21 protein-coding genes and 2 tRNA genes are annotated in these 23,831 nt (G+C 67.9%); 10 read left to right on the top strand and 13 right to left on the bottom strand.

The window, feature by feature from the left end; translation table 11 throughout:
* Positions 1–175 precede the first annotated feature (175 nt).
* The 7 genes from A5681_RS04110 to A5681_RS04080 are packed head-to-tail and all read right to left on the bottom strand — an operon-like array spanning position 176 to position 7,748.
* Entirely contained in the window at positions 176–997 is an 822-nt protein-coding gene (locus A5681_RS04110; protein WP_067269640.1) for an HpcH/HpaI aldolase/citrate lyase family protein, read from the bottom strand.
* Positions 994–1,491 (bottom strand): MaoC family dehydratase, encoded by a 498-nt coding sequence (locus tag A5681_RS04105; protein WP_067269639.1) that lies wholly within the window; start codon positions 1,489–1,491, stop codon positions 994–996. Before A5681_RS04105 ends, A5681_RS04110 begins: the two co-directional genes overlap by 4 nt.
* Before the next feature lie 52 nt (positions 1,492–1,543).
* On the bottom strand, positions 1,544–2,710 hold the full coding sequence (locus A5681_RS04100; RefSeq protein ID WP_067269637.1) for an acyl-CoA dehydrogenase family protein: 1,167 nt from the start codon (positions 2,708–2,710) through the stop codon (positions 1,544–1,546).
* A complete protein-coding gene (locus A5681_RS04095) occupies positions 2,707–4,713 on the bottom strand; it encodes an acetyl/propionyl/methylcrotonyl-CoA carboxylase subunit alpha (RefSeq protein ID WP_067269710.1) in 2,007 nt (668 codons plus the stop codon). The genes A5681_RS04100 and A5681_RS04095 overlap by 4 nt, the downstream gene beginning before the upstream one ends.
* 5 nt (positions 4,714–4,718) lie before the next feature.
* The gene (locus A5681_RS04090) at positions 4,719–6,290 is read right to left on the bottom strand and encodes a carboxyl transferase domain-containing protein (RefSeq protein ID WP_067269635.1); all 1,572 of its coding nucleotides are present in this window, start codon (positions 6,288–6,290) and stop codon (positions 4,719–4,721) included.
* 11 nt (positions 6,291–6,301) lie between these two features.
* Complete coding sequence (locus tag A5681_RS04085; RefSeq protein WP_067269634.1) at positions 6,302–6,952, bottom strand: 3-oxoacid CoA-transferase subunit B; 651 nt, start codon at positions 6,950–6,952, stop codon at positions 6,302–6,304.
* Positions 6,953–7,004: 52 nt separating this feature from the next.
* On the bottom strand, positions 7,005–7,748 hold the full coding sequence (locus A5681_RS04080) for a CoA transferase subunit A (protein ID WP_067269633.1): 744 nt from the start codon (positions 7,746–7,748) through the stop codon (positions 7,005–7,007).
* A gap of 193 nt (positions 7,749–7,941) precedes the next feature.
* On the opposite strand from A5681_RS04080, the gene A5681_RS04075 reads away from it, so the two are divergent.
* Both A5681_RS04075 and A5681_RS04070 read left to right on the top strand, forming a co-directional pair.
* The gene (locus A5681_RS04075; protein WP_067269631.1) at positions 7,942–8,598 is read left to right on the top strand and encodes a TetR/AcrR family transcriptional regulator; all 657 of its coding nucleotides are present in this window, start codon (positions 7,942–7,944) and stop codon (positions 8,596–8,598) included.
* A gap of 63 nt (positions 8,599–8,661) precedes the next feature.
* Complete coding sequence (locus tag A5681_RS04070; RefSeq protein ID WP_082968189.1) at positions 8,662–9,441, top strand: MmpS family transport accessory protein; 780 nt, start codon at positions 8,662–8,664, stop codon at positions 9,439–9,441.
* Positions 9,442–9,446: 5 nt separating this feature from the next.
* On the opposite strand, the gene A5681_RS04065 is transcribed toward A5681_RS04070, so the two are convergent.
* Positions 9,447–10,787 carry an MFS transporter gene (locus tag A5681_RS04065; RefSeq protein ID WP_067269629.1) on the bottom strand — a complete coding sequence of 447 codons (1,341 nt, stop codon included), beginning with the start codon at positions 10,785–10,787 and terminating at the stop codon, positions 9,447–9,449.
* A 244-nt stretch (positions 10,788–11,031) separates the two neighbouring features.
* Between A5681_RS04065 and cmrA the strand changes: the two genes are divergently transcribed.
* Positions 11,032–11,838 (top strand): mycolate reductase, encoded by an 807-nt coding sequence (gene cmrA, locus A5681_RS04055; RefSeq protein ID WP_067269623.1) that lies wholly within the window; start codon positions 11,032–11,034, stop codon positions 11,836–11,838.
* Between the two features lie 3 nt (positions 11,839–11,841).
* Here cmrA and A5681_RS04050 read toward each other — a convergent pair whose 3' ends face one another.
* On the bottom strand, positions 11,842–13,425 hold the full coding sequence (locus A5681_RS04050) for a helicase HerA-like domain-containing protein (protein ID WP_067269621.1): 1,584 nt from the start codon (positions 13,423–13,425) through the stop codon (positions 11,842–11,844).
* Positions 13,426–13,538: 113 nt separating this feature from the next.
* On the opposite strand from A5681_RS04050, the gene orn reads away from it, so the two are divergent.
* The 3 genes from orn (at position 13,539) to A5681_RS04035 (ending at position 14,799) form a co-directional block, all read left to right on the top strand.
* On the top strand, positions 13,539–14,186 hold the full coding sequence (gene orn, locus A5681_RS04045; protein WP_067269619.1) for an oligoribonuclease: 648 nt from the start codon (positions 13,539–13,541) through the stop codon (positions 14,184–14,186).
* A 44-nt stretch (positions 14,187–14,230) separates the two neighbouring features.
* Positions 14,231–14,306, top strand: a tRNA-His gene (locus tag A5681_RS04040).
* A 130-nt stretch (positions 14,307–14,436) separates the two neighbouring features.
* Positions 14,437–14,799, top strand: coding sequence for a hypothetical protein (locus A5681_RS04035; protein WP_082968188.1), 363 nt, complete (start codon positions 14,437–14,439; stop codon positions 14,797–14,799).
* A gap of 8 nt (positions 14,800–14,807) precedes the next feature.
* Here the strand turns inward: A5681_RS04035 and A5681_RS04030 are convergent, their stop codons facing one another.
* The 3 genes from A5681_RS04030 to A5681_RS04020 all read right to left on the bottom strand — a co-directional run bounded on the left by A5681_RS04030 (position 14,808) and on the right by A5681_RS04020 (position 19,452).
* Positions 14,808–16,019, bottom strand: a complete 1,212-nt coding sequence (locus A5681_RS04030) for a L,D-transpeptidase (protein WP_067269615.1) — start codon at positions 16,017–16,019, stop codon at positions 14,808–14,810.
* A 127-nt stretch (positions 16,020–16,146) separates the two neighbouring features.
* Positions 16,147–17,049, bottom strand: coding sequence for a DMT family transporter (locus A5681_RS04025; RefSeq protein ID WP_067269612.1), 903 nt, complete (start codon positions 17,047–17,049; stop codon positions 16,147–16,149).
* A 51-nt stretch (positions 17,050–17,100) separates the two neighbouring features.
* Entirely contained in the window at positions 17,101–19,452 is a 2,352-nt protein-coding gene (locus A5681_RS04020; RefSeq protein WP_067269610.1) for an MMPL family transporter, read from the bottom strand.
* A gap of 194 nt (positions 19,453–19,646) precedes the next feature.
* On the opposite strand from A5681_RS04020, the gene A5681_RS04015 reads away from it, so the two are divergent.
* The 3 genes from A5681_RS04015 to A5681_RS04005 all read left to right on the top strand — a co-directional run bounded on the left by A5681_RS04015 (position 19,647) and on the right by A5681_RS04005 (position 23,016).
* Positions 19,647–20,882, top strand: coding sequence for a GNAT family N-acetyltransferase (locus A5681_RS04015; protein WP_067269608.1), 1,236 nt, complete (start codon positions 19,647–19,649; stop codon positions 20,880–20,882).
* A gap of 158 nt (positions 20,883–21,040) precedes the next feature.
* Positions 21,041–21,116: transfer RNA gene (locus A5681_RS04010), tRNA-Lys, on the top strand.
* 157 nt (positions 21,117–21,273) lie between these two features.
* Entirely contained in the window at positions 21,274–23,016 is a 1,743-nt protein-coding gene (locus tag A5681_RS04005) for a DUF3556 domain-containing protein (RefSeq protein ID WP_067269606.1), read from the top strand.
* Between the two features lie 4 nt (positions 23,017–23,020).
* On the opposite strand, the gene A5681_RS04000 is transcribed toward A5681_RS04005, so the two are convergent.
* Positions 23,021–23,248 carry a DUF3618 domain-containing protein gene (locus A5681_RS04000; protein ID WP_067269705.1) on the bottom strand — a complete coding sequence of 76 codons (228 nt, stop codon included), beginning with the start codon at positions 23,246–23,248 and terminating at the stop codon, positions 23,021–23,023.
* A gap of 98 nt (positions 23,249–23,346) precedes the next feature.
* Between A5681_RS04000 and bcp the strand changes: the two genes are divergently transcribed.
* The gene (gene bcp / locus A5681_RS03995) at positions 23,347–23,820 is read left to right on the top strand and encodes a thioredoxin-dependent thiol peroxidase (protein ID WP_067269604.1); all 474 of its coding nucleotides are present in this window, start codon (positions 23,347–23,349) and stop codon (positions 23,818–23,820) included.
* The last annotated feature ends 11 nt before the right edge of the window (positions 23,821–23,831 follow it).

Genomic DNA, 23,831 nt, shown 5'->3' with positions numbered 1-23,831 from the left:
GCGAGGCGAAGTCGATCGCCAGCTACCCGAAAGGCTTCGCTCGCCGCGACACTGGCGTACTGACCATTATGCGCCCGATTGACGGCAGACCGCGGCGATCGCGAACGTGTCGCGCCCGGCGGCCATTAGACGACTCTCGAGTCTGATATCGCCGGTGATACCGCTTTGGTGGATTTCACCCGGCGGCGGACTGCCCCGCCCTGCGCACCAGCATCTCCGCGTGCTTGAGCACCGGCGAATCCACCATCTGACCCTCGAACGCGAAAACACCGCGCTCGGTGCGGGCGGCGGCCAATACCCTTCGCGCCCAGTCGAGTTTCTCCTCGCTGGCACGGTAGGCGTCGCGCACGACGGGAATCTGGGTCGGATGGATGCAGACGGTTCCGTGGAAACCCACGGCGACGGCGTCCTCGGCCTCGGCGCGCAAGCCTTCGAGGTCGCGGATGTCCAGATGCACCGCGTCGAGCGCGGCCCGGCCGAAGGTGGACGCCGCCAGCAGGACCGTCGACCGGACATGGCGGGCGAAGTCGCGGTAGGTGCCGTCGGCCAGGCGGCTGGAGCTCCCGCCGAGGGCCGCGACGAGGTCCTCGGCACCCCACATCATCGCGACCGTCCCCTCCGCGGCGGCGATCTCGGTGCTGAAGACGGCACCGCGCGGCGTCTCGATCAGCGCGATGACGTTGCGCGGCGCCAGGGCAGAAACCTGCGCGGCGGATTCCGTCTTGGAGAGCATCACCGTCGTGTACGGAGTATCGGCCAAGGCGTCCAGGTCGCGACCGTGCTCCTCGGTGCCGGCCGCGTTGACGCGCACCACGGTGCGCTCGGGATCCAGCGGGGTCTCGCGCAGCGCCTTGCGCGCGGCGGGCTTGTCGGCCTCGGCCACGCCGTCCTCGAGGTCGAGGATCACGACGTCGGCCGCGGCCGCGGCCTTGGCGAACCGCTCGGGACGGTCCGCCGGGCAGAACAGCCAGCCCGGGCCGGCGGCTTGCAGGTTCATCGGGACTCCTCCCCGTCTGGTCGTTTCTGAACCAGCGTGGTCCGCACCGCCCGCGCCACGATGTCGCCGTGCTGGTTGCGTCCCGTGTGCTCGAGAGTGACGATCCCTTCCCCGGGCCGGCTCTTCGACTCGCGCTTGCCGGTGCAGACGGTCTCGGCGTACAGGGTGTCGCCGTGGAAGACCGGTTTGGGGAACGACACCTCGGTGAAGCCCAAGTTGGCGACGATGGTGCCCAGCGTCAGCTGCGACACGGACAACCCGACCAACGTGGAGAGGGTGAACATCGAGTTCACCAAGCGCTCGCCCCGAAAGCCCGGCTGCTCGGCAGCCCACGCCGCATCCAGGTGCAACGACTGGGTGTTCATCGTGAGGGTGGTGAACAAGACGTTGTCGGCCTCGGTGACGGTGCGGCCCGGCCGGTGCAGGTACGTCGTGCCGATCTCGAATTCTTCGAACCACAGGCCCCGCTGGACGACCGACTTGCCTTCGCTCATGGGCGCGACTCCTCGATCCCGGCTACGCCGGCATCATCGTCGCCAGCGCGGCTCATGACAACCCCAGCGATCGCGCGATGAGCATCAGCTGCACCTCGGTGGTGCCCTCACCGATCTCGAGGATCTTGCTGTCCCGGTAGTGCCGCGCCACCGGGTACTCGTTCATGAAGCCGTACCCGCCGTGAATCTGGGTCGCGTCCCGGGCGTTGTCCATGGCCGCTTCCGACGCGATCATCTTCGCGATGGCCGCCTCCTTCTTGAATGGATTGCCGGCCAACATCTTTGCGGCGGCGTCGTAGTATGCTGTGCGGGCGACGTGGGCGCGGGCTTCCATCCGCGCGATCTTGAAGCTGATGGCCTGGTAGGAGCCGATCGGCTGGCCGAACGACTGGCGTTCCTTGGCGTACTTGACGCTTTCGTCGACGCAACCCTGGGCGGCACCGGTCGCCAGCGCGGCGATCGCGATGCGGCCCTCGTCGAGGATGGACAGGAAGTTCGCGTACCCGGTGCCGCGGGGGCCGAGAAGGTTCTCCTCCGGCACACGCGCGTCGGCGAAGCTCAACGGATGGGTGTCCGAGGCGTTCCAGCCCACCTTGCTGTAGACGGGCTCGACGGTGAATCCCGGTGTGCCGTTGGGAACGATGATCGTCGAGATCTCTTTCTTGCCGTCACCGATCGTTCCCGTCACGGCGGTGACGGTGACCAGTTTCGTGATGTCCGTGCCGGAGTTGGTGATGAACTGCTTGCTGCCGTTGATCACCCACTCGCCGTCGTCGAGGCGGGCCGTGGTCCGGGTGGCGCCGGCGTCGGAACCGGCACCCGGCTCGGTGAGACCGAACGCGGCCAGGGCCTGGCCGGCCGTCAGGTCCGGCAGCCACTTACTTTTCTGTTCTTCGGAGCCGAAGCGATAGATCGGCATCGCGCCGAGGCTGACACCGGCCTCCAAGGTGATCGCCACCGATTGGTCGACCTTGCCGAGTTCCTCGAGCGCCAGCGACAGGGCGAAGTAGTCACCGCCCATGCCGCCGTACTCCTCGGGGAACGGCAGGCCGAACAGTCCCATCTCGCCCATCTTGGCGACGACTTCGTACGGGAAGCTGTGCTCTTCATCGTGTTTGGCGGAGACGGGCGCGACCACGGTGCGCGCGAACTCGGCGACCGTGTCGCGAAGATCCTCGTATTCTTTGGTCAGCGTTCCCGCGGTGATTGATGTCGTCATGTTTCGTCCTTACTCGAATCTGCTGCCGCTTCGGGCTCTTCGGGCACCAGCCGCGCCAGTACCTGGTCGACCGTGACCTGGTCGCCGACGGACACCAGGAGTTCCACTCGCCCCGAAACCGGCGCTGCGAGCGAGTGTTCCATCTTCATCGCCTCCACAACCACCACCACGTCACCCTCGGACACCTCGTCGCCGGAGGCGACCTGGACCGCGATCACGCTGCCGGGCATGGGGCTGAGGATCTCGGCCTGCTGCGCCCCGGCCGCGCGGTGAATCTTGTGTTCCTCGGCTTCGCGCAGGTGCCAAGCTCCGCGTTCGTCGGCGATCCACAGGTGACGGTCCGCTTCGGCCCAGAAGTATTCGCGGCGCACCCCGTCCAGCGTGACGTCCATCCGGTCACCGTCGACTTGCGCGGCGGCGGACTGGATCTCGCCCGCACCCACCTGCACCCGGGCGTCGGCGGGTGGCCCCCACACCGACACCGTGTCGCTGCGCAGCGGGGTCTGCATCTCGGTCCGCACGGGCGCGGGTGTGCCCCCGACCCGCCATCCGCTCGGCTCGGCCCAAGGGTTGCCCGCGGCACGACGGTCCAGCGCCCACTGGCGATAAAGCCCCCCGGCGGCGAGCACGTCGTCCGGCGCGGGCAGCGGCGCGAAGTCCGCCACCCGCTCGTCCAGCAACGCCGTATCGAGGTCGCCCGCGCGTACCCGCTCGTCGGCGAGCAGGAACCGAAGGAATTCGATGTTGGTCTGCACACCCAGGATTGCGGTCCGGGCCAGCGCGGTGTCGAGTTTCGCCAGCGCCTCGTCGCGCTCCTCGCCGTAGGCGATCACCTTGCTCAGCATCGGGTCGTAATCGCTACCGACCACCGTGCCCGCCAGCAGCGACGAATCGACCCGCACGCCGGCGCCCGACGGCTCGGACACCCGCAGCACCGTGCCGCCGGTGGGCAGGAATCCCCGCGCCGGATCCTCGGCGTAGACCCGGGCCTCGATCGCGTGGCCCCGCAGCTCGATGTCGTCCTGCGCGAACCCAAGCTTCTCGCCGGCGGCCACCCGCAGCTGCCACTCCACCAGGTCCAGGCCGCTAATAGCTTCGGTGACAGGGTGTTCCACCTGCAGGCGGGTGTTCATCTCCATGAAGAAGAACTCGTCCGGCCGGTCAGCGGAGACGATGAATTCCACCGTGCCCGCGCCGACGTAGTCGACGCTTCGGGCGGTGTTGCACGCCGCCGCCCCGATCCGCGCGCGGGTCTGCGGGTCGAGCAACGGGGACGGCGCCTCCTCGATCACCTTCTGGTGGCGCCGCTGCAGGCTGCACTCGCGCTCGCCCAGGTGCACCACGTTGCCATGCGTGTCGGCGAGCACCTGCACTTCGATATGTCTGGGCCGCAGCACGAATCGCTCCAGGAACAGGGTGTCGTCACCGAACGAGGAGGCGGCCTCCCGCCGCGCGCCCAGCAGCGCGTCGCGCAGCCGGCTCGGGTCGTCCACCAGGCGCATGCCCTTGCCGCCGCCGCCCGCCGAGGGCTTGATCAGCACTGGGTAGCCGACTTCCTCGGCGGCCGCGACTAGGTCGTCGTCCCTCAGTCCCGGCTTGGCCACACCCGGCACCACCGGCACGTCGAAGGCGGCGACCGCGTTCTTGGCGGTGATCTTGTCGCCCATCACCTGGATGGCCCGCGCCGGCGGGCCGATGAACACCACGCCTGCCCGCTCGCAGGCGGCGGCGAATTCGGCATTCTCGGAGAGGAATCCGTAGCCCGGGTGGATCGCCTGGGCGCCGGTGCGCGCCGCCGCATCGAGCACCTTGCCGATGTCGAGGTAGCTCTCCCGCGCCGTGGCGGGGCCCAGGCGAACGGCCGTGTCGGCTTCCAGGACATGGCGGGCGTTGGCGTCGGGGTCGCTGTACACCGCGACCGATCGGATACCCAGCCGGCGCAGGGTGCGCATCACGCGGACCGCGATCTCGCCGCGGTTGGCCACCAAGACGGTCTCGAACATGGTCATCACATCCGGAAGACGCCGTAGGAGACCGGGTCTAGCGGGGCGTGAGCGCAGACCGAAAGGGCCAACCCGACAACGGTTCTGGTGTCGGCGGGATCGATGATGCCGTCGTCCCACAGGCGGGCGGTCGAATAGTACGGGTTGCCCTGGTCCTCGTATTGCGCGCGGATCGGCGCCTTGAACGCCTCTTCCTCGTCGGGTGGCCACGGTTTACCGGCCGCGGCGAGCTGCTCACCGCGCACCGTCGCCAGCACCGAGGCCGCCTGCTCACCGCCCATGACCGAGATTCGGGCGTTCGGCCACATCCACAGGAAGCGCGGGGAGTACGCCCGCCCGCACATCGAATAGTTGCCCGCGCCATAGGACCCGCCGATCACGACCGTCAGCTTGGGAACCCGGGCGCAGGCCACCGCGGTCACCATTTTGGCGCCGTGCTTGGCGATGCCGCCGGCCTCGTAGTCGCGGCCGACCATAAAACCGGCGATGTTCTGCAGGAACAGCAGCGGGATCTTGCGTTTGTCGCACAGCTCGATGAAATGTGCGCCCTTCAAAGCGGATTCGCCGAACAGCACGCCGTTGTTGGCGACGATCCCGACCGGGTGGCCGTGGATGCGGGCGAACGCGGTCATCAGCGTCTTGCCGTAATTGGTCTTGAACTCGTTGAATTCACCACCGTCGACCAGCCGCACGACCACCTCGTGCACGTCGTAGGGCACCCGCGGATCCGGCGGCACCACATCGTAGAGCTCGCTCTGCGGGTGCTTGGGCTCGACCGTGGGCCGGACGTCCCACTGGCTGGGCTCACGCGGACCGAAGGTCGCGGCGATGGCCCGCACGATGCGCAGAGCGTGTTCGTCGTCGTCGGCGAGGTGGTCGGTGACGCCGGAGATCCGCGAGTGCAGGTCGCCGCCGCCGAGGTCCTCGGCCGAGACGACCTCGCCGGTGGCCGCCTTCACCAGGGGCGGACCGCCGAGAAAGATCGTCCCCTGCTCGCGCACGATGACCGCCTCGTCGCTCATGGCCGGCACGTAGGCCCCGCCCGCCGTGCACGAACCGAGTACGGCGGCCACCTGGGGAATCTCCTTGGCGCTCATGGTCGCCTGGTTGTAGAAGATCCGGCCGAAGTGCTCCCGATCGGGGAACACCTCGTCCTGGCGCGGCAGGAAGGCACCCCCGGAGTCCACCAAGTAGATGCAGGGCAGGCGATTCTGCAGCGCGACTTCCTGTGCGCGCAGGTGCTTTTTGACCGTCATCGGGTAGTAGGTGCCGCCCTTGACCGTCGCGTCGTTGGCGACGATCACACACTCGCGCCCCGACACCCGGCCGATCCCGGTGATGATTCCGGCGCCCGGGGATTCGTCGTCGTACATGCCATTGGCGGCCAGTGGGGCCAACTCGAGGAACGGGCTGCCCGGGTCGAGCAGCCGATCCACCCGCTCGCGCGGCAGCAGCTTGCCGCGGCTGACGTGACGTTCGCGGGCGCGTTCGTTCCCGCCCAACGCCGCGGCCGCCAGCTTGGCGTTCAACTCGGCGACCAGCCGGCGATGCTCGTCGGCGAACGAGGGCGCGGTCATCACAGCTGAACTCACAAATGCCTCCCGGTCCTCGCCAGCACAAGCGGCGGTTCGGTCTTGTCGAGCACCTCTTCGGCCGAAACGCCGGGGGCGGTCTCGACCAAATGCAAGCCGTCATCGCACACGTCGATGACGGCCAGGTCGGTGATGATGCGGTTGACACATCCCGCGCCCGTCAACGGATGGGTGCACCGCTCAACGATTTTCGGGCTGCCGTCGCGGGCGGTGTGTTCCATCATCGCGATTACCTTGCGGGCGCCGTGCACCAGGTCCATGGCGCCGCCCATGCCCTTGACCATCTTTCCGGGAATCATCCAATTGGCCAGGTCACCGGCGGCCGAGACCTGCATCGCCCCCAGGACGGCGACGTCGAGATGCCCGCCGCGAATGATCCCGAACGAGGTCGAGGAAGCGAAGAACGCCGCCCCCGGCATCGTGGTGACCGTCTCCTTGCCCGCGTTGATCAGATCCGCGTCGACGTCCTCGGGCCGGGGATACGGGCCCACGCCCAGGATTCCGTTCTCCGAATGCACGACGACCGTGACGGCCGGCGGGATGTGGTTGGGGACGAGGGTGGGCATGCCGATGCCGAGGTTGACGTATTGGCCGTCCTCGAATTCGGCGGCCACCCGCGCCGCCAAACCCTCCTTGCTCCAACTCACCGGGCGCCACTCCTCATCGCTTCGTCCCCCACGGCGTCGTCGTCGAGCGCGCTCACCGCACCGTCACCTTCTCGATCGGCTTGGCCGCGTCTGGCACGTGCACCACCCGATGAACGAAGACGCCGGGCGTGTGCACCGCCGCGGGCTCGATTTCGCCTGGCTCGACCAGATGCTCGACCTCCGCGATGGTGATCCTGCCGGCCGTGGCGCAGTCGGGGTTGAAGTTGGCCGCCGCCGCGCGGTACACGAGGTTGCCGTGCCGGTCGCCCTTCCAGGCATGCACCAACGCGAAGTCGGTGCGGATCGCCCGCTCGAGAACGTAGGTCACACCGTCGAATTCGCGCCTCTCCTTCGGCGGCGACACCACCGCCACCCCACCGGAAGCGTCGTAGCGCCACGGCAGGCCGCCATCGGCGACCGGGGTGCCGACCCCCGCCGGGGTGTAGAACGCCGGGATGCCCGCGCCGCCGGCGCGCAACCGCTCCGCCAGCGTGCCCTGCGGGGTGAGCTCCACCTCCAGCTCACCGGCGAGGAATTGGCGGGCGAACTCCTTGTTGTCACCGAAGTAGGAGGCGACGGCACGGCGAATTCGCTTGTGGTGCAGTAGCGCTTCCAGTCCGACGCCATAGCCGCCGCAGTTGTTGGACACCGTCTCCAGGTCGCGGACTCCGGTGTCGACCAACGCGGCGATCAAGGCCTCGGGGATGCCGCAGAACCCGAAGCCACCGACCGCCAGGGACGACCCGTCGGTTATGTCGGCAACCGCCTCGGCGGCCGTTGCCACCACCTTGTCCATCGCCGCAGCAGCCTCCTTGCCGTCGGGCGGGGGTTTTGAGTTAATCCTCATTAACTCACGGTGAGAATACCATCGTCGATCCCGCCGGTCCAGGGACGACGGCACCGGGCCACCGCCGGCCATCGCGGCAGGTAAACCCGCGGAAAACTCGTGCTAAGTTAGTGACGATTAACCAACCGGACGGGGATTCTCCATGACAACGTCCACCTCGGACGGCCAGTCGGGCCCACCCGATGCCCCAAATCGCCGCAGCCAGTTGAAATCCGACCGGCGTCTGCAGCTGCTGTCGGCCGCCGAGCGCCTGTTCGCCGAGCGCGGCTTCCTCGCTGTGCGGCTGGAAGACATCGGTGCCGCCGCCGGTGTGAGCGGCCCCGCCATCTACCGCCACTTCCCCAACAAGGAGTCGCTGCTGGTCGAGCTGCTGGTGGGCATCAGCGCGCGCCTGCTCGCCGGCGCCCGGGATGTGCGGGCCCGCAGCTCGGACGCGGCCGCGGCGCTGGATGGCCTGATCGACTTCCACCTGGACTTCGCGTTCGGCGAGCCCGACCTGATCCGCATCCAGGACCGCGACCTCGCGCACCTGCCCGAAGCGGCCGAGAGGCAGGTGCGCAAAGCCCAACGCCAATACGTCGAGGTGTGGGTCGGGGTGCTGCGCGAGCTGGACCCCGACCTGGCCGAGGCCGACGCCCGGCTGGCCGCCCACGCGGTCTTCGGGCTACTCAATTCGACGCCGCACAGCATGAAATCCGCCGACACCTCGCGCAGCAAATCCGCCCGCACCACGCGGTCGCGCGCCGTCATGCGGGCGATGACGGTCGCCGCGCTGGCCGCCGGGAACCGGTGCCCCTGAGTCATCGCTGGTGAGGTGATTCGGCGTTCGGGCGCCCGGCGCAGGTACTCTGCAATCCATGAGGTGGACATGAACGATTCACGTCCCACCGAGCGGTTCAGCCCCTCTCCGCCGGGAGCGGGCCCGCAGGGCGCGTGGTATCCGCCCGCCGACCCCGCCTACGCCGATCAGGCGCGCTATGTGCCCACCTACGGCGGGCAGGCTCCGCCGTGGGCGCCGAACACGAACGAGGCCAACACCACCAAAGAGCTGCCGGCGTACTGGCAGCACGAGCTGCCTCCGTCGGGGCAACCCCCGGGGTCGGCTCCCCCGCCGCCGGATGGTCCGAAGCCCCCGCCGCGGTGGCTGTGGATCGTCGCCGGCGCGGCGGTGCTGTTGGTGGTCGCCCTGGTTATTGCCCTGGTACTGGTGAACGACGCGATCAAGACTCAGACCGCCGTCCCGCCGCTGCCCGCCATGCCGGAGACGACTCCGGCGATGCCGAGCCCGTCGACACGCACCTCGACACCGCGCATTCCGGCGCCGGTGCCGCCCACCGGCGGTTCCCCGACGCCCACCGAGTCCACCGGCCCGGCCGCGATGCAAGACATCGTCTACAGCGTGGCCGGCGAGGGCCGGGCGATCAGCATCATGTACATCGACACCGGCGACCTGATCCAGACCGAATTCAACGTCGCGCTGCCCTGGACCAAAGAGGTCAGCCTGTCCAAGGCGGCGGTGCACCCGGCCAACGTCACGATCGTCAACATCGGCCACAACGTCACGTGTTCGGTCACCATCGACGGTGTCCAGATGAGCAAGCGCGTCGGCGTGGGCCTGACGATCTGCGACTCGAGGGGCTAAGCGTCCTACGACGGTTCGGCCGCGAGCGCGCCGCGTGCCGGAACACGAACCGCGAGCATGGCCAGCAACCCGGCGAGCAGCACCAGCGAGATCCCGCCAAGGCCCGCGCGCACCGCGCCGAATACGTCCACGAATACCGAGAACAGCCAAGGCGCGACGAAAGCCACCGCCCGTCCGGTCATCGTGTAGAGGCCGAAGGCGACGCCTTCCCTGCCCTGTTTCGCCATCTGCAGCAACAAGGCCCGCGAGGACGACTGCGACGGCCCGATGAACATGCACAGCAGTAGCCCGCAGACCCAGAACGCCACCGAACCCGACAGCAGCATCAGCGTGACGCCCAGGACGACGATCGCGGCGAGGGACGCCACGATGACGGGTTTCGACCCGATCCGGTGATCGACGAACCCGCCCAGCACCGCGCCCACGGCCGCCACCACGCTGGCCACCACCCCGAACACCAGCACATCTCCCTGCGAGATGCCGTACACGTTGACGCCGAGCACGGCGCCGAAGGCGAAGATCGCCGCCAGGCCGTCGCGGAATAGCGCGCTGGCGAACAGGAAGTAGACCAGGTTGCGGTCGCGGCGCCACTCCGCGCAGACCTCGGTCCAGAGCTTGCGATAGCCGCCGAGCATGCTGGTCGCCTCGTACACCTCGGCCGAGTCGGGAAGCCGATGCGCGACGAACAGGAGCGGCAGGGCAAAGATCGCCAGCCAGGCCGCCGCGACCAGCATCGCCTCCCGTACGTAGAGGCCGTCGTGAATGGACACCCGCAAGAAGCCACGCGTCGCATTCGGCCCGGAGCCCTTGCCGGAAATGAATCCGCTGTAGACCACGAGCAGCAGCAGGACGCTGCCGACGTAACCGGCCGCCCACCCCAGGCCGGAGATGCGGCCGGCGGTCTGCGGCGTCGAAAGTTGGCGCAGCATAGCGTTATACGGGACGCTGGCCAGGTCGCTGCAGGCCGCCGTCGCCCCCATCAGCACCAGCCCGGCCCACAGGTAGCCGGGGCGGTCGTGGATGAAGAACATCGCGCACGTCAGCGCGACGGCCAAAGCGGTCAACACGCTCAAGGCCACCCGCCGGCGATGTGGCGATTCCACCCAGACGCCGACGGCCGGCGCCAGCACCGCAACCGTCAATCCGGCGATGGCGGCGGCGCGCCCCAACCAACTCGCCGGCGTGGTGGCCCCGGGGAGGCCCACCCCCACGCTGCTGGTCAGATACACCGAGAAGACGAAGGTGGCCACGATCGCGTTCAGGCCGGTGGAGCCGCAGTCCCAGAGCGCCCACGCCACCACCCGGGATGGCACCGGCGTGAGTGAACGCGAGGACGGCTGGCCCATGCCCGGCACTCTATTTGTTGGGCAGGCGACCCGCCGCGCCCGGCGTCGCCGCCCTCGCGATCGCCTGCAATTTGTTGGGCAGGCGACCCGCCGCGCCCGGCGTCGCCGCCCTCGCGATCGCCTGCAATTTGTTAGGCAGGCGACCCGCCGCGCCCGGCGTCACCGCGCTCGCGATCGGCTGGCCTCTCTTCACAGCCGACCCGCCCCGCCCGGCTTCGTCGCGCTCGCTGTCTACGATTGGATCATGCCGATCCCCGCTCCCAGCCCAGACGCGCGCGCCGTTGTGACCGGAGCCTCGCAGAACATCGGCGAGGCGCTGGCCACCGAACTGGCGGCCCGCGGACACAGCCTGATCGTCACGGCGCGGCGCGAAGACCTGCTCAACGAGCTGGCCGCTCGCCTTACCGACAAGTACCGGGTCACGGTCGATGTGCGACCCGCCGACCTCGCCGATCCCGGCGAACGGGCCAAATTGTGCGAAGAACTGGCCGCTCGGCCCATTTCGATCCTGTGCGCCAATGCCGGCACCGCGACGTTCGGTCCGGTGGCCACGTTGAACCCCGCAGGTGAGAAGGCCCAGCTGCAGCTGAATGTGCTGGGCGTGCACGACCTTACGTTGGCGGTGCTGCCGGGCATGGTCGAGCGAAAGGCCGGCGGGATCCTGATTTCCGGTTCGGCGGCGGGCAATTCGCCGATTCCCTACAACGCCACCTATGCGGCCAGCAAGGCGTTCGCGAACACCTTCAGCGAATCGCTGCGCGGTGAGCTGCGCCACTCGGGCGTGCACGTCACGCTGCTGGCGCCCGGACCGGTGCGCACCGACCTTCCCGACGACGCCGAACGGTCACTGGTGGAAAGACTGGTGCCGGAATTCCTGTGGATCTCCACCGAGCACACCGCCCAGGTGTCGCTGGATGCCTTGGCGCGCAACAAGATGCGGGTGGTCCCTGGCCTGACGTCGAAGGCGATGTCGGTGGCGAGCGGCTACGCGCCGCGGGCTATCGTCGCGCCCATCGTCGGCAGCTTCTACAAGAAGCTGGGCGGTAGCTAGCCCTTACTTCCGGCGGCGGCGCCCGGTACCGAAGATGTTCTTGGTGATTTCGCGTATCGCCGTGTTGATGCCGCTTTTCACCGTGGGGTTGCTCAGCACTTCCTCCCACACCGCGGGCCCTTTCGGCTCCGCCGGCGGCGGCATCGGCGGCGGCGGCTCGTTCGCCGGGACCGGCGGGTAGTCGGACTGGGCCTGCGGCGGCTGACCCTGCGGCGTCGGCGTCTGGGCCTGCCGGTCCGGCGCGCCGGCCTGCGGCTGGGCCGGTTGTTCGATCGTCTGGCCGTACTTCTCTTGCAGCGGACTGCTTTTCGCCGCGGCGGCGATCGCGTCATTCCCGATCGAGGCCATCAGCGAGCGTGGCACCCGCATGCGGGTCCACGCCACCGGCGTGGGCGCGCCCTTCTCGGACAGCACCGTGACGACGGCCTCCCCGATACCCAGCGACGTCAACGCCGATTCCAGTTCGTAGACATCGGTTTTCGGATAGGTGCGTACTGTCTTGCTCAGCGCCTGCTGATCGTCGGGGGTAAACGCCCGCAGCGCGTGCTGGATCCGGGCGCCGAGCTGGGAGAGCACATCGTTGGGCAGGTCGGTGGGCAGTTGGGTGCAGAAGAACACCCCGACGCCCTTGGAGCGGATCAGCTTGACGGTCTGCTCCACCTGCTCGAGGAACGCCTTGGAGGCGTCGGCGAACAACAGGTGCGCCTCGTCGAAAAAGAAGACCAGCTTGGGCTTGTCGATGTCGCCGACCTCGGGCAGCACCGCGAACAAATCGGCGAGCACCCACATCAGAAACGTGGAGAAGATGACGGGGCGCAGCGACTGACCGCTGAATTCGAGCAGCGAGATGATGCCGTGGCCCTGGTCGTCGACGCGCAGCAGATCCTCAGGTTCAAGCTTCGGCTCGCCGAAGAACGTATCGCCGCCCTCGCCGGCGAGGTTGACCAGTGCCCGCAGGATCACGCCCGCCGTCGTCGGCGAAACACCGCCCAGGTCTTTCAGATCGGCCTTGCCCTCGTCGCTCGCCAAGTGGCTGATCACGGCGCGCAGGTCAGCCAGGGTGACCAGCGGACGGTTGGCCTGCTTGGCCCAGTGGAAGATCAGCCCCAACGTCGACTCTTGAGTAGCGTTGAGCCCCAACACTTTCGACAGCAGAACCGGACCGAAGCTGGCGACCGTCGCGCGAACCGGCACGCCCAGACCCCCGGTCCCCAGCGACAAGAACTCGACCGGGAACCCGGTCGGCGCCCAGTCGTCGCCCGTGTCTTTGGCGCGCGCGGCGGTCTTGTCGTTGGCCTGCCCGGGCCGGGCCAGACCCGACAGGTCGCCCTTGACGTCGGCCATCATCACCGCAACGCCGGCCGCGCTGAGTTGTTCAGCGATCAGCTGCAGCGTCTTGGTCTTCCCGGTCCCGGTCGCACCGGCCACCAGGCCGTGCCGGTTGATCGTGGCCAGCGGGATGCGAATCTGCGCCGTCGGGTCGACGGCGCCGTCGACGACGACGGTGCCCAATTCGAGTGCCCGCCCGTCGACGGCGTAACCGTTGGCGATCCGGCGCGCGGGTGTTTCCGCGGATTCGGTGCTCATCGTGCTGCGCCCCCGTTCCCTCGGCGTGCGGTCCGGCACCGCTCACACTACTTCTCCGTCGCAGGTGGGGGCGACGACCGGCACGGGCGCCACGTGGGCCTAGTCTGAGCGCTGTGCGAGACGAGTTGGTGTGGATCGACTGCGAGATGACGGGGCTGGACCTCGGCTCGGACAAGTTGATCGAAATCGCGGCGCTGGTCACCGACGCCGATTTGAACATCTTGGGCGACGGCGTCGACGTGGTGATCCACGCCGACGACGCGGCGTTGTCGTCGATGATCGATGTGGTCACCGAAATGCACACGCGTTCAGGGCTGACCGACGAGGTGCGGGCGTCGGCCGTCGACCTGGCCACGGCCGAGGCGGTGGTGCTCGATTACATCGGCAAGCACGTCAAGCAACCCAAGACGGCGCCGCTGGCGGGCAATTCGATCGCCACCGATCGCGCGTTCATCGCCCGCGACATGCCGGCGCTGGACTCGTTCCTGCATTACCGGATGATCGACGTGAGCTCGATCAAGGAGCTCTGCCGGCGCTGGTATCCGCGGATCTACTTCGGCCAGCCGGTCAAAGGACTCGCGCACCGCGCCCTGGCCGACATTCACGAGTCGATCCGCGAGCTGCAGTTCTACCGCCGGACCGCGTTCGTCTCGCCGCCGGGACCTTCTACCAGCGAGATCGAGGCCGTGGTCGCCGAGTTGGAGGGCGACGGCGGCGCCACTGGCGAAATCGATTCGGCCGCCGAGCCACCGACCGGCTAGTATCGACGTCGCCGCTCATGGCCTCGGGGCCGCTGGCGGCAATGGTGGCTGTAGTTCAGTTGGTAGAGCACCAGGTTGTGATCCTGGATGTCGCGGGTTCGAGCCCCGTCAGCCACCCCAATCGGCCGGAAGCCATTGGTGCTTCGGCGACCGCCTGGTCGTACCGGCCCGCGCAACGCGAACGCACCCGCAAACGGGAGGGAAGCGCGCCGTGCCGCCGAAGCGACGCCGGATGCCTCATCGCCTCGCCATGAATGCGGCTTGCGCTGCCCTGCTCGCGGGCTGCGGTGGTTCGAATAACACGGCGACCACCGTCACGTCGACCCTGCCGGCGGAGACCAAGACGGTAACCGTGACCGCCACGCCTCCCCCACCACCCGGGCCGAAAACCACCATCGAGGCGAACGGCACGTTCACGGTCGGCGGCGACATCGCGCCGGGCACCTACCGCAGCGCCGGGAACTACGGGTGCTACTGGGCGAGGCTGCGGAGCCTGGACACCAACGACGTCATCGACAACAACGTCAACGACGGCCCGCAGGTGGTGCAGATCCTGCCGACCGATCGCGCTTTCATGACCAGAAACTGCGCGACCTGGCACAAGGTCGACTGACCCGCACGTCAGGTGTTGGCGTTGCCCGCTTTCCACTGCGGCCAGGGAATGTTCCAGTCGCCGAGGCCCTCGGTGCCCGGCAGCGTCGGCCCCACCGTGTTGATGACCTCGACGATGTCGCCGGTCTTGCTGTGGTCGTAGAACCACTCCGCGTTGCTGGGGCTCACATTCAAGCACCCGTGGCTGGTGTTGGTGTGCCCCTGCGCGCCGACCGACCACGGCGCGGAGTGCACAAAGACACCGCTGTAGGACATCTGGGTGGCCCAATCAACTTCGGTGCGATATCCGTTGGGCGAGTTGACCGGAACGCCGTAGGTCGACGAGTCCATGATGATGTGCTTGAACCGGCCGCCGATGATGTAGAAGCCGTTGTCCGTCGGCGTGCTGTCTTTGCCCATCGACGTCGGCATGGTCTTGACCACTTCGCCGTTGACGCGCACGGTCACGGTCTTGGTGGTGTCGTCGGCGGTCGAAATGACCTCGTCGCCAATGGTGAAGTGGGTCTTGACGTTGTCCTCACCGAACATTCCGTCACCCAGGTCGACGCCGTAGGTGTTGACCGCCACGTCGATGGCCGTTCCCGATTTCCAGAAATGCTCGGGGCGCCAACGCACTTCGCGATTGTTGAGCCAGTAGAACGCGCCCTCGACAGGCGGGTTGGTGGTGATCTTGATGGCCTTCTGCGCGGCGGCGCGGTCCGCGATGTTCTCGTCGAACCGGATCGCCACCGGCTCGCCGATGCCGACGACCTCGCCGTCGCCCGGGGCGACGTAGGGCATCGTCAGGTGCGCGGGCGAACTGGTCTGGAACGTCATCTGCCGATTCGCCGCGCCGCCCATGCCCAGCGCTTTCACGGTCAAGGTGTAGCGCCGGTTGTAGCCGAGTTGCTCGGTGGTCGACCAGCGCAGCCCATCGGGGCTGAGCTGGCCGCCGATGGACTTGCCGTTCTCGTTGACCATGGTCACCGACGCCAGAACGCCATCGGCGACGCTGACCGTCACCGGGGCATCGACGGTGACGCCGACGGCGCCGTCGCTGACCGAGGAGGTCAGCTTGGGGACGAGCAGGTCGGCGAATGGGGTGCCCTTGTCGAAGATCACCTTCGCCGGCGCCGCGGTGTGGCCGCCGCCGCAGGCGACGCCGAACACAGCAACCGAAGCGATCGCGGCGGCCAGCCACGATCGTCGTCTGCGCAAAGGCGTCATCGAGTGACCTTCCATGGGATCCGATGCAGTTGGTCACCGCTGACCAGAAACGGTGCATGCATTGTAATGCCTTTTGTGGCGCCCGCATGCCGACCTTGACAGGTCTGTGATCAGGTGCCACGTGGGGCCGGATGTCGCGCACTCAGGCCGGTTGGCCCACCCTGTCGTGGAGCTCAGCCTCGACCCGATCACGGGTCGCGACGGCCTCCACCCGCGCGAGCTTGACGATGGCCGCCGCCGTCACTAGCACGGCCACCGCAAGGGCGATCATCCCGGCGGGACCCGCGTCCAGCTTCTCGTCGAGCACGACGACCCCCAACGTCGCCCCCACCACCGGCTGCGCCACCTCCAGGGTGGGCATCGACGCCGTCAGGGGTCCCGCCCGGAACGCTGACTGGCTCCACACCACGCCGCCCACAATCACCAGGATCGCGGCGTAGAGCTCGGGAGTCCGGATGACCGCCCAGCCGCCGTCGCCGAGCCGGGCGACGACCTCCTTGGCGAGCACCGCAAAGATTCCCCACAGTGAACCGGACACAAGGGCGAACAGCACCGCGGCCGCGCTGCCGCCCCGGATCCGGCCGGCCACGGCGCAGGCGACCAGTAGTGGCCCCAGCACCACGGCCACCAGCGCCCAGGTGCGCAGCGGTGCGGACGCGTGACCGGCCTGCGGATTGCCGACGACGACGATCACCGTCACCGCCGCGGTCAGCAGGCCGGCCCACATCCACTCGGCCGCCGTCACGGTGCGGTGATCCAGCCTGGCGTTGATCGGCAGCGCGAACAGCAGCGAGAACATGAGCAGCGCCTGCACCAGCAGCACAGATCCCTGGCCCAGCGCTGCGGCCTGCAACCCCACGCTGGCCGCGAGCAGTACCGCGCCGCACCACCACCGCCGGTTGCGCAGCAGGCTAGCGAACAATTCAACGTGGCCCGCCGTTCGGTCCTCGATGCAATGCGCCGCTCGCTGCTGGAGCACGTCGCCGATCGCAACGCACAGCGCGGACGCCAGCGCGAGCAGCACGGCGATATCCGTCTTCGCCATCAGGGCGCTCCGTCGGTATCGAATGCCGTTGGGGCACAGGCGGAAAGCGGGCTAGCCACGGTACGTCGCCGCTTTGGTGGGCCATCGTCGGATCGACGGCCGCTCGGGCGCGTCACCGTCCCAGCGGCGCCGCCCCACCGCGGCGGCCGCGTCTTCACCCGTATCGGACCGTTCCCGCAGCCACTCCAACGGTTTGGGCGCCCACCACGTCCATCGGCCGAGCACATGGATGAAGGCGGGCACCAGGACCATCCGCACCAGGGTGGCGTCGGCCAGAACGGCCAGGGTCAGGCCGACCCCGAGCATGCGCATGAACGACACGTGCGCGGGAATCAACGCGGCGAACGAAATCGACATCACTACCGCCGCGGTGGTCACCACCCGGCCGATGCCGGCGATGCCCAGGGCCGTGCTCTCGTCGGTCGCTGCGCGCGCTTCGGCCGGGGTGGGCGGCGTTTCCTGGATGGCTTGCGACGCCTGCCAGTATTCGTGGATCCGCGATACCAGGAACACCTCGTAATCCATGGCCAGGCCGAAGGCGATGCAGAACAACAGCACCGGGATGTTGGCGTTCAACGTGCCATTGGGTGTGGTGCCCAGCGCGCCCAGGTTGCCGTCCTGAAAGATCCACACCATGGCCCCGAACGCGGCCGTCAGCGACAGCAGGTTGCACACCAACGCCTGCAGCGGCAGGACCGCGCTCCCGGTCAGCAAGAACAGCAGCGCGAACGTGATGAGGGCGATCAACGCGAACACCAGGGGCAACCGCTTGGTGATCGCACCGACGCTGTCGCGGTTGATCTGCACCAGCCCGGTCATCTCCACCGATCGGCCCGCCGGCCCGGCGACTTTGTGCAGCCGGTCCAGCTGCGCGTTCGACGCCGGCGAGTACAGCGGCGCGCTGCTGGCCACGGTGAAGAAGGCGCCGCCGTTGGCGGCGCCGGCGGGCGCCGCGGGCGGTCCCACCCATTTACCCGCGACGAACGTCCCGGTCGGCGCGGTCACCGACGAGACGTCGGGCACGCGCGACAGTTCGGCGGCGTAGCGGTCCAGGTCGGCGGGACCCACGCCACGGGCGTCGGGGACGACGACGGTCACCCCGTTGCCGAATCCGTTGGCGAAGTCGTTGTCCAGCATGTCGGCGACCTGGCGCGCCGACGCCGACCGGGGCAGCACCCGCTCGTCGGGGAAGCCCCATTTCACGCCCAGGAACGGCACGCCGAGCAACAGCAGGAACGCGACCACGCTCAGGCCGACCGGCAGGGCGTGGCGCAACACGTATCGGGTCGACCGGTACCAGAACTGCTGCTCGAGCGGCTTGTGCGCGTGATCGCGGAACGACCGCTGCCCGTGCAGGACCCGATGCAGCACCCGACGGCCGTCAAGCGAGTCCAGCCGGGGCCCCAGCAGCGCGATCGCCGCAGGGGTGACCACGACCGCCGTGATCGCGACGATGGCCGCGGTGGCCACGATGGTGTAGGCCGACGATTTCAGGAAGTACATCGGGAAGACCGCCATCACGGCCATCGACAACCCGACCGTGGTGGCGGAGAACAACACCGTCCGACCCGCGGTGGCCATGGTCCTCACCAGCGCCCGGTCCCGGTCACCGCTGCGCGCCAGCTCCTCGCGGAAACGGCTGATGATCAGCAGGTTGTAGTCGATCGCCAGGGCGAGCCCCATCGCGATGCTCAGGTCCAGCGCGTACGTCGACACGTCGGTGGCGAAGGTGATCAGCCGCAACACCGACATGGTGCAGACGATGGCGAGCGCGCCCAGCACGATGGGCAGGGCCGCCGCCACCACCCCACCGAGCACCCAGACCAGCACGGCGAAGCTCAGCGGGATCGCGATGGACTCCATCAACAGCAGGTCGCGCTCGTTTTGGTCGTTGATCTGCGCGTAGGCCACCGCCATGCCGCCGGCACGCACGGTGACGCCGTCGCGGTCGTGCACCAATTGGTCGGTGAGCTGGCTGGCGTACCGCTGGGCGTCGTTCTCGCCGCCTTTCAGGCCGGCCACGATCATCCCGGACTTCTGGTCCTTGCTGACCAGCTGGGCGGCCGCCTGCGGCGGGGCCGTCCACGCCGACGACACGTTCAGCACCCATGGCGAGGTTTTCAGGCGGTTGGCGATGTCGGTTCCGACGTCGCGCGCCTGGTGGCTCTGCACGCCGGCCGGGGCGGTGACGACGACGATCATCTGCTGGTCGGTCTGGTTGAACTTGTCGCGGAGCACGTTGGTCGCCCGCGCGGATTCCGAGGTTGGGTCCTGAAAGCCGCCGCCCGACAGGCTGTTGATCACCGGCAGGCCGAAGACCGCCGCCGCGACGAGGACCAAAAAGGCAATCGCGATGATGCGGCGCGGCGCGGCGATGGCAAGTCTGGTGATCGCCTGCAGCATCTTCGGCCCTTTCCGCTAGGAATCCCCCGGCGTATCCCTATACCCGAACCAGACGCCCTGACCCACATTCACCGCGACGGGCGGCGACGTTTGGCATCCCATGACCCGGGTATCGCCCGAAGGGGAAGTCATCGGTAGGCCATTCGCTGTGCGGAGCGCCGGTTTGGCTGGGCTATAAGCGGATTGGATGTGCGATGAACTCGACGGGCGGCGCCATCAACATGCGGCACCCAACCAAGGACGAATTGCAGGCGGTTTACCGCAATCAGGCTCGCACCTTCGGGGATCCCATTGACCCGGAAAGCGTCGAAGCGTGGAAACGCCGCGTCGAGGTCGACGACATCTTGGTGGCCGAGGACGTCTCCGATCCGCAACGGCCATTGCTGGTGGGGACCTCGATCATTTATCCCACCCGGCTGACCGTGCCCGGTGCCACTCTGCGAGCCGCCTGGCTGACGATGATCGCCGTCGCATCAACCCATCAGGGCAAGGGCGTTTGGGGACAGCTCAGTGCTAAAGGGCTGGGCATTCTGATGGAACGGGGTTACCCCATCGTCTTCGGTGTGCCGACCCAGACCGCGATGTATGACGGCTTCGGGGCGGGCGTGGCCAGTTACACGCGCAGTTATTCCGTTGACCGCCGCTTCGCGAAGCTACGAGCGGCGCCGGGCGCCGTTCGGGCCCGTGAGATCGACGCCGACGAAGCGAAGTCACGCTTGCCGGAAATCTACGAACGCTGGTGTGCCGCAACGCCGGGAGCGGTAACGCGCAGCGACGCGTGGTGGGCGGACCACCTGCAGGACCGGCCGACACAGCGGGGCAACGCAACTGCGTTGAACTACACGATCCATCCGGACGGATTCCTGACGTACCGCGTCGTCGGTGGGTCCAATCACGGTTACCGGCCCCCGTTGGGCAACGTCGTTGTCGAAGACTTCTGCCCCATCACGGACGACGCGCACACCGAGCTGCTGCAGACGCTGTTGGTTCTGGAAATGTTCGACACCATAGAGATCGACGTGCCGGTCGACGACCCGCTGCCGCTGAAGCTCACCGACCTGCGCGCCGCCGAAACCACCAACGTCAGCGATTTCCTGTGGGTGCGGATCAACGACGTACCCGAGGTGCTGGGCACCCGCGCGTACGCCACCGACATCGAGATCACACTCGACGTCGCCGACCCGCTTGAGCTGGCGGGCGGGCGGTTCCTGCTGCAGGGTCGTGACGGCGTGGCAAAGTGCGCGCCCCACGAGGGAGCCACCGACGTGCAGATCGGGCTGGCCGACTTGGCCACCATCTACCTGGGCGCGCACAGCGCCTCCGACCTGCTCCGCGCGGGCCGGATAGCGGAACAGCGACCGGGCGCGATACGGGAGTTGGATGCCGCGTTCAGGACCGAGCGGGCGCCGTATTGCGGAACGCTGTTCTGAGTGACCTGCGCTGCAGCCCATTTCGTGACCGACGCCACCGATCCGTCCGGGCCAGGACCCGGCCACCCCCTGGCGGTCGGTATCCTGGAGCAATCCGGGGATTTCACAGCGCGGCAGGACGCCTGTTATTGTCGCGTACGCGGTCTCGGCCGTCGTAAGCGCCGTTAGCTCAGTTGGTAGAGCAGCTGACTCTTAATCAGCGGGTCCGGGGTTCGAAACCCTGACGGCGCACCATTGAAAATTCGAGGACGCCCACCAGACGTCCCGTCCGCCCGCAATTCGGGCCCACCCGACTTTTCGGCGTTAATCGGCTGCCGCGCGAATGACCGTGCAGGTAGCTTCTCCTTCACAGCGAGTGCCCCGTGGAACGAGCCGTGCCGAAGGAGCTGCAATGGGGTTCATCCAGCCGAATCTGCCCGTCGTCGACGTGGCCGAATGGAGCAAGCAACCCCGCGCTCAGCGGATCGTGCCGATGGTGCGCCACATCGCCGAGAACGGGTTCGGCACGCCCCTGGTGATGCATGTGATGTACGGGGTGAAGATCGCGCTGTACATCCTCGGCGGCTGGGTGTTCGGGTGGTGCACGACAGGCATCGGCAGCTTCACGGGCGTCGCCGCCTGGTGGTCGGAACCGATCGTGTTCCAAAAGGCCGTGCTGTATACGATGTTGTTCGAAGTCATCGGCCTGGGCTGTTGCTTCGGGCCGCTGGCCGGCCGGTATTTCCCGCCGATGGGCTCCATCCTGTACTGGTTGCGGCCCGGCACCATCCGGTTGCCGCCATGGCCCGACCGGGTGCCACTGACCAAGGGCAGCGTCCGCAGCCCGATCGACGCCATCCTGTACGGCGCGCTCCTGGCGCTGCTTGCCGTCGCGCTCGTGTCCGACGGCACCGGCCCAATTCCCGCCCTGCACACCAAGATTGGCGTGCTGGCGCCGTGGCACACCGTCGCGATCCTCGCGGTCCTGGCCGTCCTCGGCCTGCGCGACAAGGTGATCTTCCTGGCCGCCCGCGGCGAGGTCTACGCGCCGCTGGCGCTGGTCTTCCTGTTCTCCGGCGCGGACTGCATCATCGGGGCCAAGGTGGTCTTCATGGTGATCTGGCTCGGGGCGGCGACGTCAAAACTCAACCGGCACTTCCCATTCGTGATCTCGACGATGCTCGCGAACAACCCGTTCATCCCGTCCGGGGCGCTGAAGCGATCGATGTTCAAGCGCTATCCGGACGACCTGCGACCCAGCGCGCTGGCGGGTTTCATCGCACACTTCTCCACCGCCGTGGAAGGCCTGGTGCCGCTGGCGCTGCTGTTCTCCCACGGCGGCTGGCCGACCGCCATCGCCGCGTTCGTGATGATCGTGTTCCACCTGAACATCTTGCTGGCCTTCCCGATGGGGGTGCCGTTGGAGTGGAACGTGTTCATGATCTTCGGGGTGCTGTCGCTGTTCGTCGCGCACGCCCCCCTCGGACTGTCGGACCTGGCCAACCCGGTGCCGGTGGCGATCCTGTTCGTGGTCATCGCCGGCGTCGTCGCCATCGGCAACCTGTACCCGCGCAAGGTGTCCTTCCTGCCGGGCATGCGGTATTACGCGGGCAACTGGGACACCACGGTGTGGTGCGTCAAGCCGTCGGTCGACGAGAAGTTTCGCACCGGCTCGCGCGCGCTGGGGCCGATGCAACACCTGCAGCTGGAGCGCCTCTACGGCTCCAAAGAGGCCACCCTGGTCCCCCTGCACCTTGCGATGGCGTTCCGCGGGATGAACACGCACGGGCGCGCGCTGTTCACCCTGGTGCACCGCGCGCTGGCCGGCTACGACGAGGCCGACTACAACCTGTGCGAGGGCGAGGTTTTGTGCTCGATGGTGCTGGGCTGGAACTTCGGCGACGGGCACATGCACAACGAGTGCCTCATCGAGGCGTTACAGCAGCGCTGCCATTTCGAGCCCGGTGACGTGCGGGTGGTGATCCTGGACGCGCAGCCCATCCACCTGCAGCGCCAGGAATACCGGCTGGTCGACGCGGCGACCGGCGAATTCGAGCGCGGCTACGTCGACGTCGACGACATGGTCACGTCGCAGCCCTGGGCCGACGACATTCCGGTGCACGTTCTAAGCGGCACCGGCGCCGGCATGGCCTGACGCGTCAGCGGTTCCGGACGCGGTGCACCACCACCACGACGACGAGGACGCCGACACCGGCCAGCGACACCGTCACCGCGGGCTTTTTGACAAAGGCGATTACCTTCACCTTGAGGTCATCGGCGAGGCGGCGCGGGTTGGCTCGCACGGCAAGCGAGTCGACGGTCGCCGCCAGCTGGTCGCGGGCGACGTCGATGTCCCGCTTGATGGCCTCGGGGTCCCGGTCCGCCACGTGTCTGTCCTCCCAATCGGCCTGATGCACCTGAGGCACTACCCTAGATCAGCTGGCGATAACCCCAACGCTCCGGTGAACAGAAAGGGGCCCCGAAATTGGCCGAGACCACACGGCTTGCGCCGGGCGACAAGGCACCCTCCTTCAGCCTGCCCGACGCCGACGGCAACACGGTGTCGCTGGCCGACTACAAGGGGCGTCGCGTCATCGTGTACTTCTACCCGGCGGCCTCGACACCGGGCTGCACCAAGCAGGCCTGCGACTTCCGCGACAACCTGCACGAACTCAGCGACGCCGGCCTTGACGTGGTGGGCATCTCCCCCGACAAGCCGGAGAAGCTGGCCAAGTTCCGCGACGCCGAGAAGCTGACGTTCCCGCTGCTGTCGGACCCGGACCGCAAGGTGCTGACGGCCTGGGGCGCCTATGGCGAGAAGCAGATGTACGGCAAGACGGTGCAGGGCGTGATCCGCTCGACCTTCGTGGTGGACGAGAAGGGCAAGATCGCCGTCGCGCAATACAACGTGAAGGCGACCGGCCACGTCGCCAAACTGCGCCGCGACCTTTCCGTCTGAACCGCCGGCGT

This window comes from Mycobacterium scrofulaceum (assembly GCF_001667885.1).
Taxonomy (GTDB): Bacteria; Actinomycetota; Actinomycetes; order Mycobacteriales; family Mycobacteriaceae; genus Mycobacterium; species Mycobacterium scrofulaceum_C.
The sequence above is the reverse complement of the archived record's forward strand: the minus strand, read 5'-3'. Positions and strand labels throughout refer to the sequence as shown.